The organism is Flavobacterium aquariorum, assembly GCF_003254745.1.
GTDB classification, from domain to species: domain Bacteria; phylum Bacteroidota; class Bacteroidia; order Flavobacteriales; family Flavobacteriaceae; genus Flavobacterium; species Flavobacterium aquariorum.
The window spans coordinates 1-14539 of sequence record NZ_QKXH01000002.1 but is presented as its reverse complement, the minus strand read 5'-3'; the positions used below and the strand labels follow the sequence as shown (position 1 = coordinate 14539).

At 36.1% G+C, this 14539-nt stretch carries 8 protein-coding genes and 1 pseudogene; 8 read left to right on the top strand and 1 reads right to left on the bottom strand.

What is annotated here, in order from left to right:
* Positions 1–116: 116 nt before the first annotated feature.
* The 8 genes from DOS84_RS02675 (at position 117) to DOS84_RS02640 (ending at position 13780) form a co-directional block, all read left to right on the top strand.
* The gene (locus tag DOS84_RS02675; RefSeq protein WP_111408579.1) at positions 117–3203 is read left to right on the top strand and encodes a SusC/RagA family TonB-linked outer membrane protein; all 3087 of its coding nucleotides are present in this window, start codon (positions 117–119) and stop codon (positions 3201–3203) included.
* A 10-nt stretch (positions 3204–3213) separates the two neighbouring features.
* Complete coding sequence (locus DOS84_RS02670; RefSeq protein ID WP_165830385.1) at positions 3214–4692, top strand: RagB/SusD family nutrient uptake outer membrane protein; 1479 nt, start codon at positions 3214–3216, stop codon at positions 4690–4692.
* A 176-nt stretch (positions 4693–4868) separates the two neighbouring features.
* The gene (locus DOS84_RS02665) at positions 4869–7325 is read left to right on the top strand and encodes a hypothetical protein (RefSeq protein ID WP_207802019.1); all 2457 of its coding nucleotides are present in this window, start codon (positions 4869–4871) and stop codon (positions 7323–7325) included.
* A gap of 33 nt (positions 7326–7358) precedes the next feature.
* Positions 7359–8420 (top strand): glycoside hydrolase family 130 protein, encoded by a 1062-nt coding sequence (locus tag DOS84_RS02660; RefSeq protein ID WP_111408577.1) that lies wholly within the window; start codon positions 7359–7361, stop codon positions 8418–8420.
* The gene (locus tag DOS84_RS02655; RefSeq protein ID WP_111408576.1) at positions 8413–9711 is read left to right on the top strand and encodes an MFS transporter; all 1299 of its coding nucleotides are present in this window, start codon (positions 8413–8415) and stop codon (positions 9709–9711) included. Before DOS84_RS02660 ends, DOS84_RS02655 begins: the two co-directional genes overlap by 8 nt.
* A 142-nt stretch (positions 9712–9853) precedes the next feature.
* A complete protein-coding gene (locus DOS84_RS02650; protein ID WP_243636308.1) occupies positions 9854–11575 on the top strand; it encodes a glycoside hydrolase family protein in 1722 nt (573 codons plus the stop codon).
* 11 nt (positions 11576–11586) lie between these two features.
* Complete coding sequence (locus tag DOS84_RS02645; protein WP_243636307.1) at positions 11587–13215, top strand: alpha-amylase family glycosyl hydrolase; 1629 nt, start codon at positions 11587–11589, stop codon at positions 13213–13215.
* A gap of 49 nt (positions 13216–13264) precedes the next feature.
* A complete protein-coding gene (locus DOS84_RS02640) occupies positions 13265–13780 on the top strand; it encodes a cupin domain-containing protein (RefSeq protein ID WP_111408573.1) in 516 nt (171 codons plus the stop codon).
* A gap of 55 nt (positions 13781–13835) precedes the next feature.
* Here DOS84_RS02640 and DOS84_RS02635 read toward each other — a convergent pair.
* Positions 13836–14539, bottom strand: a pseudogene (locus DOS84_RS02635) (PIG-L family deacetylase); the annotation flags it as partial.

Genomic DNA, 14539 nt, shown 5'->3' with positions numbered 1-14539 from the left:
TAAATTTACGAAATCGTTTTTTGAGTATAAAAAAAACTATTAACGCATTTAATCAACCTAATTTTTATTAACATGAAAAATTTAACTCGAATTAGTAATCAATTTAATAATTCCTTATGATGAGAAAGAAAATTATTTATAATTTGTTCCTGTTTGGAATAATATTATCAGGAAGCATAATGCATGCTCAATCAGTAAAAGGGAACGTTTCAGATAGCAGCGGTCCAATACCGCAGGTGAATGTTGTTGTAAAAGGAACGTCCTTAAGCACTTCAACAGATTTTGATGGAAACTATAGTTTAAATAATGTAAGTGCTGATGCTGTTTTGGTATTTAGTTATATTGGATACAAAAACAGAGAAATTGCAGTTAATGGACAAACTGTAGTGAATGCCAAATTAGAAAGCGACTCACAAAAATTAGACGAAGTAATTGTTGTGGGATATTCCAGTCTAAAAAAGCAATCCATAACAGGTGCTGTATCGCAAGTAAACATGGGTGAATTGGCTAAAACAAAAGTATCCGATGTAGGTCAGGCTTTACAGGGACAAGTTGCAGGTGTTTCTGTTTCTGCTAATACAGGTGCTCCTGGAGACGGACTTAAAATACGTATTAGGGGGGAAAGCACACTAGGAAACAACGACGTACTTTATGTTGTTGATGGTGTTGCAACCCGTGATATTTCTTTCTTGAATATGTCTGACGTAAAATCGATGACTGTATTAAAAGATGCTGCAGCTACTGCTATTTACGGTTCTAGATCTGCTGGTGGAGTTGTAATTCTTACTACTAAAAGTGGTTCTAAAGGGAAATCGAATATTGATGTAGAATATTACTCTGGAACCAGTTTTGCCACAAATCTTCCTAAAATGCTAAATGCTAATCAGTATTTGACAGTAATGGATCAGGCTTGGCATAATTCTAATAATAATCCGGCTGGGGCAATTAGCCCATATAAAACAGATCAAACTAACGGAAACGTTAATGGAATACCATTATCGGATACCAATTGGTTGGACCAATTATTTACTTCTGGAAGAACTAATAATTTACAGCTTTCGGTTAGTGGAGGTTCAGAGAAAACGCAATATTTAATATCTGGTGGTTATTTTGGACAGGATGGTATAGTGGTTGGTGACAATGACACCTACAGACGTATTAATTTTAGAACCAATATTAATACCGAAGTTACAGATCGTTTCAAAGTTGGAACAAACCTTCAGATAACTAGTACTAGACAAGATAAAATGTCATCAAGTGGAGACGCTCCCGGGGTAATTAGACATGCTTTATTGCGTCCATCGGTTTTAGGAGTTTATAAAGATGTAAATGATCCAACTTATAAAGCAAATGATCCTTACACCGATTTGCCTTTCTATTTGAATAACAATCCTAATGGAGGCTGGAGTCAAAATTATGAATTTACGTCAAATCCACTTGCTATAGTTCATTTTACAGATGACGTACGTTCTGCTTTTAAAACTTTTGGAAATGTATATGGAGAATATGCTTTCTTAGCGGACAAATCGTTGAAATTCAAAAGTAATTTGGGAGCTGAAATCACTTTCGATCATAACAAAGCTTTTGGAGAAAATTTTGGAGATGATAACGACAATAGTGCAAATGAAACGTATCCTGGACAAGGTAGGCAAAATAGACCTTCAAGCTTGAATGAAAATAGAGGCGAAGCGACTACGTTTACTTTTGCAAATACTTTGAATTACACTAAAACTATTGCTGACAAACACAGTATTAGTGCATTATTAGGATCTGAAACTGTATCATACGACCAGTCTGCAGTAGGTGGAAGCAGACAAAATTATAATAATACCACTGATCCTTTCCGTTATCTTGATTATGGAAGCGATGTCAATAAACACAGTTCAGGATCTGCAGAAAGTTGGAATCTTATTTCTTTCTTTGGATCTGCTAATTATGGATATGACAATAAATATTTAGTTTCAGGTACCATAAGAGCTGACGGTTCTTCTCGTTTTGGACCTAACAACAAATGGGGTTATTTCCCTTCTGTTTCTGGAGGATGGGTAATGTCTAAAGAAAAATTCATGGAAAATGCAAAATGGATTTCTAATTTAAAATGGAGAGCCAGTTGGGGACAATCAGGTAATCAAGAAATCCCTAATAATGCCTATGAAACTCTTGTTACCGAAACAGGCGGTATCGTGAATATAGTTCGTTACGGTAATCCAGATTTAAAATGGGAAACTACTACACAAACTAACTTTGGTGCTGATTTGAGTGTATTGGATAATAAACTGACTTTCTCAGCAGATTATTTTGATAAAAAAACAGATGATATTTTATTGACTGTAGGCTTACCGTCATCTACCGTTGGTCAAATTAACAGAACTTATGTTAATGCAGGTGTAGTAACTAATAAAGGTTTTGAATTTGGAGCTAATTTCCAAAATAACGACCACGATTTTAAATACGGAATCAATGCAAACATTGCCACACTAAAAAATAATGTGGAGCAACTTCAGCAATATGTTACGGAGATTGTTGATGACAAGACCCATACTAAAACGGTAGTTGGACAACCTATCAGTTCGTATTACGGACTACAATTTGATGGAATTTATCAAAATGCTGCCGAAGTGTCTTCTACTTTATTCTCTAATGAAAACGGAGCAAAACCGGGTGATATTAAGTTTAAAGATTTAAATGGAGATGGTCAAATTAATGCTGATGACAGAACGTTCATTGGAAGTTCAATACCAAAAGTAACATACGGTTTCTCATTTAATGCCGAATATAAAAGATTTGATATGTCATTCCTTTTCCAAGGGGTTTCAGGTGTAGATCGTTACAACGATTTAAAACAAATTTTGGATTATGATAGCCGTCCTTTCAATTCTACTACTGCAGTATTGGGAGCATGGAATGGAGAAGGAACAAGTAATACCACTCCACGTAATACACTTAATGATAATGGAGGAAGCCAAGTTTCCAGCGTTTTTGTTGAAGATGCGTCGTATTTACGATTAAAAAATCTTGAGATCGGTTATACTTTTGATCCAAAAATCATAGGTGATACGTATTTAAGAATGTATGTATCAGGTCAAAATTTGTTGACTTTCACGAACTATACTGGTTTGGATCCAGAATCGACTTCTTTCATAGATCAAGGAACTTATCCTCAATCTACTTCAATCCTAATAGGTTTAAAATTTAAAATTTAATAAGCGAACCATGAAATATACATATATAACAGCGATTATGATTTCGCTAGCGTCATTAACAAGTTGCCAAGATGAACTTACCACAGAACCTGTAGGTGCATTAACTTTGGAACAGGCGAATTCTAAACCAACATTAGCTTCTGTAGAAAGTTCAGTAACATCGTCTTATGATATGTTATCCAATAAATTGAACCAGTTGGCCGAATGGGATTGGAATGGTGGTTTGGTGTTTCAAAATGATATTGTAATAGATGATATCGCATCCGATGATATGGAGAAAAAATGGTCTCCCGATGGAGATCAGCCTTGGATGGATGAGATTAACAACTTTACTTTTACTTCGACAAATGGAGGGCCAAATGGACTTTGGAAATACGATTACGAAGGGATAAAAAGAACCAATATTGCATTAAGTTTTCTATTAAATGAAGATATTGAGAAAATTACCGGAATCACAACCGAAAGAAAAAATCAATTGATTGGTGAAGCTTATTTTTTACGTTCGTACTATTATTTTTCGTTGGTGACTAATTTTGGAGATGTGCCTTTACTTCTTTCACCTGTAAAAACATATCAAGAAGCTTTTGATTTGGCAGTAAGAGCACCAAAAGAAACGGTATGGAGTCAAATTAAAACGGACTTGGAAAAAGCAAAATCACTTTTACCCAATTCAAAATACGGATCCGATACAGAAAAATGGAGAGTTTCTAAAGGAGCAGCCATTGCACTTCTTGCCAAAACTGCTTTATACAATAAGGATTGGACGGGTGTAACTACATTAGTGTCAGAATTGGAAGCTACTGGTTTTTTTAGTTTGGATGCCAATTATTTTGATAATTTCAGTACTGAATATGCAGACAACGAAGTTATCTTCTCTTATAATCACGTTAAGCAAGCAGATCCAAGAAAAGGAAATGGAATTTGTGCTCCTCTTGGATGGGGATTCTTTGCTCCAAGTGATGATTTCTTGGCTTCATTTGAGTCTAATGACCCTAGAAAATTATATACCGTGAATGCACCTCAACAATGGGTTAATAAACTTTTAGGAACCACAGATGGCAGCAATAAAGGAGATGATGATGCGTCAAACAACAAAGTACTTATTCGTTATGCCGATGTTTTGCTTTGGAAAGCAGAAGCACTTAACGAAACGGGTGATTATTCAGGTGCTATTAGTATCATAAACCAAATTAGAACAAGAGCCAGAAACACAGTTACTGTTGACGGAACTCCTGTACCTGCAGGAACACTGCCAGACAGAGGTGCATCTACAGATAAAGCGACCATTAAAAATTGGTTGATTTCTGAAAGAAGAGCTGAACTTGGTTTTGAAAATCAAAGAATGCCTGATTTAAAAAGATGGGGGATTGCTAAACAAGTGATGACTGCACATGGCAAAAATTTCCAAGACAAACATATGTTGTATCCTATTCCTCAATCAGAAGTGGATGCTTCGGCAGGACTTTTAAAGCAAAATCCTGGATATTAAATTGTTAGTTTAAATGAATTTGGTAATTTAAATATGTTAGTTATGAGAAGCAGCAGTTGCAATTAAAAAAATTGCTGCTTCTCTTTTTTAATAAGACAAAATACCCATCTAACAAAGACGAATCAAGCTATAATGTAGAGCTCTGATTAGCCTAATAAATAATAAAACATTTTACTATGTGTAAATTTTTAAATACCCTTTCTATTTTACTATTCTGTTTTGTCGGAACGATTTCGTCAAGCCAGAATATTAATTTAAAAGTTGTAGGCGATGATATACAAGGTTATAATGTTGCTGTTTATAATGGAAATCAGCTTTTGGTTAATAATACAGAAGAGTTTTCGATTGATTTGGCTAATACTGATTTCAGTGAAAAAACCAGTATAAAGAATTGGACGGGAGCAGAGTGGAAGGGGGATTCAAATACTGTAGAACTAACCCGAAAAACCTATCTAGCAGACTTTGATTTGAATATTTCGGTTACCGTTTCGTATGAAGTTATCAATAAAAATATAGTAAAAAAGAGCATCGACATTACTCAAACAGGGATGCCAATTATATATTACACTTTGATCGAAACGTCAAAACCCGCACAAACACCTTCAAAATACGTAACCTTTGAATATGATAATTTTCAGGGAGGCTTTGCGCATGAAATGTTTCCTTCAGCAGGATTTGTAACGCCAGATAATCTGGTAGTTGGTTTCTTGATGGACGCAGGTTATAAAAATCATTATACAAGAACAACCCGAAGACGCTTTAATGGTCACGGTGGTGGATTTGTCGGGATGAGAAAACTTCCAGACCCAAATTTAGTGTCTGTGGCAACTTTAGAGGAAAGAGCTGGAAATCAAAATTATATCAAACAAAGCTTTGGTGAACTTTATAATTTAGATTCGGGAAAAGAACTAAAATTACAACTCAATAATCAATATAAGAAAGTTGGTTCAGTTGAAATTAGTAAAAATGATAGTATTTATAAATTAAATATTAATTCAAATGAGCAATCTGGTTTTGAAATGATTGCTCCTTTCAAAGATCAAAAAATATATACGGTTTCATTCCTTTCTAAAGGATCTACGCCACTTGCATTAAAATTGTTCAGAATCAAAAACGGTAAGAAAACAGTTGAATTAGAAAACGGAATAAAATACATCGATAAGTTTCCCACTCAAGAAAAGGAGTGGACACTTTTCAAAGGAAGTATTTTGGTTCCTTATATTGAAAATGACAGCGTTTCGTTGTTTATTGGAGCAAATGATGCAAAAGACTGTTCACTTCAGATAAAGAACCTGCAGATTGTAGCACATGAACCAGCAATAGAACCTTATAATAAAATAGCTATTGGAGAAACCGTAACAAAAACAACGTACATTTTTGTTGAACCTTTTACCAATCATCATGATTTTGTTATTTCTTCTCAAACCCGTTTGGCAGAAGCCAAAAAATTTGAAGGATCGCAAATAGAAAAAATGATGTATGCCAATTTTAATATGCTTACTTGGATTACTTCGATTGACGATTTTTCGCCTTTCAATGTTCCGAATATGAACTATTCGCCGGATATGTACAATAGAGATTCTTTCTTTTCGATAGTGTCGAGTTATAATAGGGAACTGAATCTATCTATTTGGAATAAATGGGCGCAAACCCAAAATCAAAAAGGAGCTGTTGGTACCATCATCACGCCTTATATGGGTTCGATTGAAGTGAAAGACAACGAGGCCACCATTCAATTTCTGATTTGGGCTATGATGAATAAGAGACGTTTTGGTGTTGAATTGCCAAAAGATAAAATTCAGAAAGCTGTCGATTTTGTTTTGAATGAGTTTGACGATGACAGAGACGGAAAATGTAAATCGCATTTCCCTTTGTGCCAGGTGGATGTTCTTGATTTTAATCCAAAAACGGACAGACTTGCCGTCAATCAAGGAATGCTGGCGATTGCTCTGCGAACCATCAAAGAATTGGGTTATGAAATATCTGATTCCTATATTGAAAAAGCAGAAGCAGAATACCGTAATTTTTATGATGTAAAAAGAAAACACCTTTTATACGACAAACAATTCCCAGACATTATAGCAATAACTGATTTAGAGCCAGAATTCTATTCTCTTTGGTTGTTCAAACGTACTATTTTGACAGATGAAATGGTCGTAAATCATTTGAACCAAATTCCATTGCTCAATAAAGTGCCCAATTCTCCCCATCCGGAATACGGTACAACGGCACCTTTAATTATTCAATTGACTAAAGATAAAAAAGGATATTCGTTTATGAATACCGATTACCAGCCTTTTGGTGAATTTGGAAAATCAAATTATGTTGGAGGGGCTAATGACGGGATATATTACAATGGAGGAAGTTGGTTTCGTGCTGAATATTGTGCTTATGTAGTCGGAGCAAAACATGGATGGAAGAATGCCCAAAAAATGATGGAGAATAGAGCTTGGGCCGAGATTAATCTCAATCCACAATGGCCTTACAGCAAAGAATTTATACCAACAAAATGGACAACAACCGATTCATGGTGGCCTTCAACGAGAGGTCTGTGCTGGAATGTATTCATTCTGATGGCAGATGAAGTTATAGGCAGCAGAACACCAAAGATGGATCCAGACTTTAAAAACTAAGATGTAAAAAATAAAAAACTAAAATTGAAAAGAATGAAAGACATAGCAAAACGATTCGAACAAAACCCATTATTATCACCAAAGGATTTGCCGGCGAGTACCGATGGCTTGCAAATTACTTGTTTGTTAAATCCAGGTGTATTTCAATACGAAGGTAAAACTTGGCTATTGGTAAGAGTTGCCGAGAGACCCGAACAAAAAGAAGGAGTGATTTCTTTTCCCATTCTTACCGAAACCGGCACCGAAATTATTGAAATTCCTACCAACGATCCCGAGTTAATCGCTACCGATGCCAGGGTAATTAACTATAAAGGCGTTGATTATCTTACGACACTTTCTCATTTAAGATTGCTGTGCAGCGAAGATGGAATCAATTTTTACGAACCAAAAGGTTATCCTCTTTTAGTTGGTGAGGGAATGCTTGAAACTTTTGGAATCGAAGATTGCAGAGTGGCATTAATCGACGGAAAATACTATTTAACTTTTACATCAGTTTCAGACAATGGGGTTGGAGTAGGGTTACGCACGACCACAGATTGGAAAACATTTGAGAAACACGGAATGATTTTGCCGGCTCACAATAAAGATTGTGCCATTTTTGAAGAAAAAATAAACGGTCTGTTCTATGCTCTTCATCGCCCTAGCAGTGTGGATATAGGCGGAAACTATATCTGGATTGCCTCATCACCGGACGGGTTGCACTGGGGAAATCATAAATGCATTATCAAAACCAGAAAAGGGCTTTGGGACAGCAAAAGAGTTGGCGCCGGTGCTGCTCCAATAAAAACAGAAAAGGGATGGTTGTCAATTTATCATGGTGCCAATGAAAATCATCAGTATTGTTTGGGTGCATTCTTAATGGACTTAGAAGATCCTTCAAAAGTAATTGCCCAAACAGAATTACCTATTATGATTCCTACAGAAGAATACGAATTAAGCGGTTTCTTTGGGAATGTAGTATTCACAAACGGTCACATTGTAGAACCGGACGGAGATACCATTACAATTTATTATGGTGCTTCAGATGAGTTTGTGTGTGGTGCTAAATTTTCAATCAAAGAAATCTGTTCACTTTTAAAATTTAGCCATGTTTAAAAAAATCCAAACTGAAATCGATCATTTTCAAAGTCAGACCCGTAATTTTCGGATCTTAATTTTCACCAACTTGGTTTATGCTCTGGTTTTGCCTGTAATTGATATTTTTGTGGCAGCCTATATCATGAGAAACTCCAATGACACCTCCAAAGTCGTTATTTATCAATTGGCTATTTATACAGGAATTCCGCTTACCTTTTTATTGAATGGTTTTTTGTTGAAGCATTTTAACATTCGAAAATTATATTCAACAGGAATGATGCTTAGTGGTGTTGCCATGATTATCATGATGTCGTTCAAGATATTGGATTTAACCGGAATTGGAATCGCTGGGATAACCATGGGAATGTCCTTCGGTTTATATTGGTCCAACAGGGATTATTTGGCATTAGCCATTACAAATGACAAAAACCGAAACTATTATTACGGTCTAGAGACTTTTTTTTATACTATAATTGCGATTGTAATCCCTGCCACGATTGGTTGGTTTATTCAATCTAAAACAGGGGATGCTGAGAAACACGACGCCTACATTATTATTACAGGAATTGTTTTTCTTATTACAATTGTTGCTTCGATAGTTTGTTTTAGAGGTAAATTTGAAAACCCGGTACAGAAACAATATATCTTTTTCAAGTTTCATCCATTATGGTATAAACTATTATCTTTGGCTACGTTCAAAGGTTTGGCACAAGGATTTTTGGTAACTGCACCAGCGATGCTTATTTTTAAATTATTGGGAGAAGAAGGTGCATTGGGGAATGCACAATCGATAGGAGCTGTATTGGCCGCCATCGTTATTTACCTTATTGGCCGTTTTTCTAAACCATCAGACAGAATAAAAATATTCGCAGTAGGACTTATACTTTTTGCTCTTGGCGCTTGTCTGAATGGATTCTTTTATAATAAAACAGGGGTAATCATATTCTTGTTGTTATTGTTGATTGCCAAACCATTAATGGATTTAGCTTATTTCCCTATTCAGTTGAGAGTTATTGATATTGTTTCACATATCGAAAAAAGAGGAGAATTTACCTATATATTAAATCACGAAGCGGGTTTGTATGTCGGTAGACTTTGTGGAGCCGGAACATTCTTGGTTTTATATTATACCCTTTCCGAAGATTTTGCTTTGCGTTATGCTATTGGTATTATTGCGCTTCTGCAATTATGTTCGATTTATATTAGTAAAAAGATTATTGCCGAAGGGAATATACTTTCTCCAGAGAAAGAGGAACCTAAATTTATTGATCCTAAAATTCTAGATCACGTGGCAGAACATATTGTTTAAAAAATGATTTGAGATTTTTGATGTAAAATTAACGATTTAAGATGTAGTAGGAGTAGGGTGTAATTTAAAACAGTCTATTTTTTTCTTCTTCTAAAGTCAACAATCAAGAATCAAAAATCGTTAATCTAAAACCTTCAATCTAATGATGAAAACTTATTTTAAAATTACTATTGTGGCGCTGTTATTTTTCAGCCACAGCATAGAAGCACAGACAGTACAAAAAAAGATAACCCGTGTAGAACAAATGCCTAATGTTCCTGCTCATTTGGAAATCATTGATTATAAAAAACTGGCACTTGATTTTGATAAAACAGTTTTCGATTTTAATGCAAAAGGCAAATATTGGCCTTTAGTTTGGAAAGACAATAGCCGAAAAAATTACCCGCAAGAAGTAGTGGGATTATATACCGCTATGGCAGATGTGCGTCAAGGAACGAACAATAAAGGAATGTTTCATGAAGCGCTGGCCACTATGGGAGCTACATTGGGCGCTAGTTTGGTAGGGATTGACAAAAGAAATCAGCAGAAACTGAATTATGTTGGAATGACCAAAAATTATTTCAACAGCGAAACCAGTTGGGATATAATGATGAATAACACCTGCCCCGAAGTAGCTTTATTGGGTGGTGGTTATGGACGTGACTGGTGGTACGATGTGTATCCAAATTTATTGTTTTATGCGATATATGACAAATACCCAAACGAACCGGGATTGGAAAAAATGGCTAGAAAAATTGCCAATAAATTTTATGAGGCGGATGTGGTTTTGAATGGCAATTATGATTATTCCTATTTTGATTACGCCAAAATGAAACCCATGAAAAATACCATTTGTGCACAACCTGATGCCGCCGCCGGACATGCTTGGGTTTTATATTGCGCCTATAAAAAATTTGGAGATCCAAAATATTTAAAAGGAGCAAAAAGTGCCTTGACTGCATTAGAATCGCAAAAGATAAATCCAACGTATGAATTATTAATGCCGTTTGGAGCATATTTATCAGCAAAAATGAATGCCGAAGAAGGAACGCATTATGATACCGATAAAATGTTGGGTTGGACTTTTGACGGAACGGCTGTATGCCGTGAGGGCTGGGGAGTATTGGTAGGGAACTGGAATGGGTTTGATATTTCAGGAATCGTAGGAAGTACGGTGGATCATGGTGGCTATGGTTTTTTGATGAATACCTATGACATGGCCTGGCCGTTGGTGCCAATGGTACGATACAATCAATCGTATGCCTCGGCTATCGGGAAATGGATGTTGAACGCAGCAAATGCATCTCGATTTTTTTATCCAAAATACATGCCGGATGAGCACGAAACAATTCCGCAATTAGCAGAAGCCGGAAAAGGGGTAATTGCTTATGAAGGAATGATTAAAAAATCGAATTACGATAAATACAGCTATGTACCAGCTCCCGTTGCGCAAGGAGACGGACCGCTTTGGGTTCCAGGGAAAAATCCCGAAGAATCTCAATTGAGCGTGTATGGTAGTGCCCATGTGGGAATCTTTGGCAGTATTATCAAGACAACTGATGTTGATGGAATTCTGCAGTTGAATTTATTGGCCACTGATTTTTTCCATGACAAAGCCTATCCTTCATTTTTATACTATAATCCATATACTGCAGACAAAACGGTATCTATAAAAATTGAAAAAGGTAAAAAAGTGAATTTATACAATACTGTTTCTGGAACTTTTGTTGCAAAAAATGTTTCTGCTTCCGCTAAAATAAAAATCAAACCATTGAATTCTGCTGTAATTGTTATCGTTCCTGCTAATGGGAAAATAACTTATTCGGGTTCAAAAATGTTGGTAAACGGCGTTGTGGTGGATTATAATTTTCAACTGAAAAATTAAAAGTGTTGCCTATGCAATCTAAATTGATATTTATCGTGCTCCTTTCTTTCTTTATGTTTGACTCGGGTTCTTTAAAAGCACAGAACACCGAAAAAAAATGGTGGAAAGAATCTGTTTTTTATCAAATTTACATGCCGAGTTATGCGGATAGCAATGGGGATGGCTATGGTGATTTTAAAGGAATGACTGCGAAGCTAGATTACTTGCAATCGCTAGGTATAAAGGGTATTTGGTTGACTCCTTTCCTGACTTCACCAAAAGTGGACAATGGCTATGATATTGCCAATTATTATGAGGTTGATCCCACTTATGGTAACAAAGCCGATTTTGATGTTTTTTTGAAAGAAGCACATAAAAGAGGAATCAAAGTGATAATGGACATGGTTTTGAATCACACTTCAACCGATTGCAAGTGGTTTCAGGAATCTAGAAAATCAAAAGACAATCCCTATCGTGATTATTATATCTGGAAAGATAAACCGAACAATTGGGAATCATTTTTTGGAGGAACCGCTTGGCAAAAAGAGGCGGAGACGAATCAGTATTACTATCATAAGTTTGATGTAAGAATGGCCGATCTCAATTGGGCGAATCCAAAAGTGGTGGCTGAGGTTCAAAAAGTGCTCCGATATTGGTTGGATACCGGTGTGGACGGATTTCGATTGGATGTCATTAATTTTTTAAACACTGACGGAATTACAAACGACAATCCTTTTAAAGATGGTCAACAACAACACATAAATGATATCGATCAAGCTGGTGTTAAAAATGCCATGCAAATGATAAAATCGACTGTGAACGAGTATAGCAATCGTTTTATAGTTGGAGAAATTGGAAGTGATAAAATTGAAGTCCTGAAACAATACCAATCTCAGGATTTGTTGGATGTGGTTTTTAATTTCAACTTTGGAAGCATCAAAACATTTTCATCAAAACGTATTTTTGATGAGTTGCAAAGCATGGAGAAAAACATGAGTAATTATCCAACTTTGTTTTTTGGAAGCCATGATATGCCTCGAATAATCGATCGATTGGCAGATGGAAATTCCAACAGAGCTTTGGCATTAGCGGCTTTGATGCTTACCGCCAAAGGAGTTCCTTTTGTTTATTACGGAGAAGAAATAGGAATGCACAATATCATTGCTAAAAATCTTAAAGAGATGGTCGATATTCAAGGGAAAACGCATTATGAATTGGCTCTTGCCAAAGGTAAAAATCCCGATCAGGCACTCAAGGAAGGGAATGAACATAATCGGGACAAATCACGCAGTCCGATGCAGTGGAATGGAAATGCTTTCGCTGGATTTTCTAAAGAGAAAACTTGGATTAAAATCAATTCTGATTACAAAAAAAACAATGTTCAGGAGTTATTGAACAAAGAAAATTCAATTCTGAATCGCTATAAAAAGCTAATTGCCTTAAGGAATAATGAAAAAGCCCTGCAGTATGGAGCTTACAATAGACTTGAGCATAAAAGCGACCAAATTTTGTTTACCCGATCTTTTGAAGGCGATCAAATTACGGTCGTGATAAACTTTGGTTCTGAAAAGAAAATAAGCCTTCCAAAAGGAGGACAAATTTTAATGGGCAGTACTAAATTAAAAACCAACGATTTTATTATTTACAGAAACCGGAATTAGAAGACTTAAATTCCAAATTGAATATTTACTTTAAAAATAAAACTAGAAAATGGATTTAAATATCTCAAATAATTTAGATAAAAGTGCTGTTTTTGAGCAAATTGCTGCAGCATTAAAAAAAGAAAATTTCACAGTTGTTCAACAAGACCAGACTAGACCATGGGGAGGTTTTTTTGTAATTGATGAAAGTCAGGCTGGTGCTTTTGCAGCAAAATTTTTTCCACATCTTGAGATGGATGCGATTACAATTACCAATAAGTTAAGTCCAAAAATTTTGGTTGTGGCCCCCCATAAACGTTTGTCATGGCAATATCATTTTCGAAGAGCGGAAATCTGGGAAATATTGTCGGGTGTAGTAGGGGTGAAGACCAGTATGACAGACGAAGAGGGTGAAATTAAAGAGCTTGCACCCGGTACTTTTATACAAATGGACAAAGGGGAGCGTCATCGCTTAATTGGATTAGATTCTTGGGGTGTTGTTGCCGAGATTTGGGAACATACAGATCCGGAAAATCCTTCAGATGAAGAAGATATTGTTCGTTTACAGGATGACTTTGGTAGATAAATACAATAAAAAAGGGGCAATTTGCCCCTTTTTTGATATTTAAATAAAAAGAAATTTAATATTCCCATCTAACAAAAGCTTCCATAGCCGCATAAGTGGCAAGTCCTAGTTGTTGATAAAACATGGCAGTTTCTCTATTTCTGTCTTCGGCTCTTTGCCAGAATTCCCTAGCATCCGATCCTTGAAACACCACACCATCCTTTTGGGATTGGTGCTTGAATATTCCCTGTCTTTTTTCCAATACCTGATCCGGGCTCATCGGCACGGCCATCTCAATCTCGTCGATTCCCCATTCCTGCCAAGCTCCTCTGTATAACCAGACCCAGCAATCGTTCATGAAATCGTTTGGTTTGAGTCGTTTAACGGATTCGAAAATAGCATCCAAACACACTTTATGGGTGCCGTGCGGATCCGCCAAATCTCCAGCCGCATAAATTTGATGCGGTTTTATTTTTTCGATCAAATCCATTGTCAATTGAATATCAACTTCTTCCAAGGGTTTTTTCTCGATGGTTCCCGTTTCATAGAAAGGAAGCTCCATAAAATGAATTTGTTCGTCTGGCAAACCTACAAAGTGAGCCGTGGCTCGGGCTTCTCCTTTTCTGATTAGCCCCTTTAAGTATCGAACTTCTGGAATGTCAATTTTATTGACTTTTTTGTTTTTAAGAAAGGCTTCGGCCTTTTTATAGATATCCTCCGCTTCAGCACTTTGTATTCCAAATTTTTCATTGTAATCACAAACAAAACGTGCAAATCGCA

Excerpts from the sequence above, each read along its gene's own strand:
- DOS84_RS02650 (WP_243636308.1), top strand. The coding sequence starts at position 9,854 with ATGATGAAAACTTATTTTAAAATTACTATTGTGGCGCTGTTATTTTTC.
- DOS84_RS02660 (WP_111408577.1), top strand. The coding sequence starts at position 7,359 with ATGAAAGACATAGCAAAACGATTCGAACAAAACCCATTATTATCACCA.
- DOS84_RS02675 (WP_111408579.1), top strand. The coding sequence starts at position 117 with ATGATGAGAAAGAAAATTATTTATAATTTGTTCCTGTTTGGAATAATA.
- DOS84_RS02670 (WP_165830385.1), top strand. The coding sequence starts at position 3,214 with ATGAAATATACATATATAACAGCGATTATGATTTCGCTAGCGTCATTA.
- DOS84_RS02655 (WP_111408576.1), top strand. The coding sequence starts at position 8,413 with ATGTTTAAAAAAATCCAAACTGAAATCGATCATTTTCAAAGTCAGACC.
- DOS84_RS02645 (WP_243636307.1), top strand. The coding sequence starts at position 11,587 with ATGCAATCTAAATTGATATTTATCGTGCTCCTTTCTTTCTTTATGTTT.
- DOS84_RS02665 (WP_207802019.1), top strand. The coding sequence starts at position 4,869 with ATGTGTAAATTTTTAAATACCCTTTCTATTTTACTATTCTGTTTTGTC.
- DOS84_RS02640 (WP_111408573.1), top strand. The coding sequence starts at position 13,265 with ATGGATTTAAATATCTCAAATAATTTAGATAAAAGTGCTGTTTTTGAG.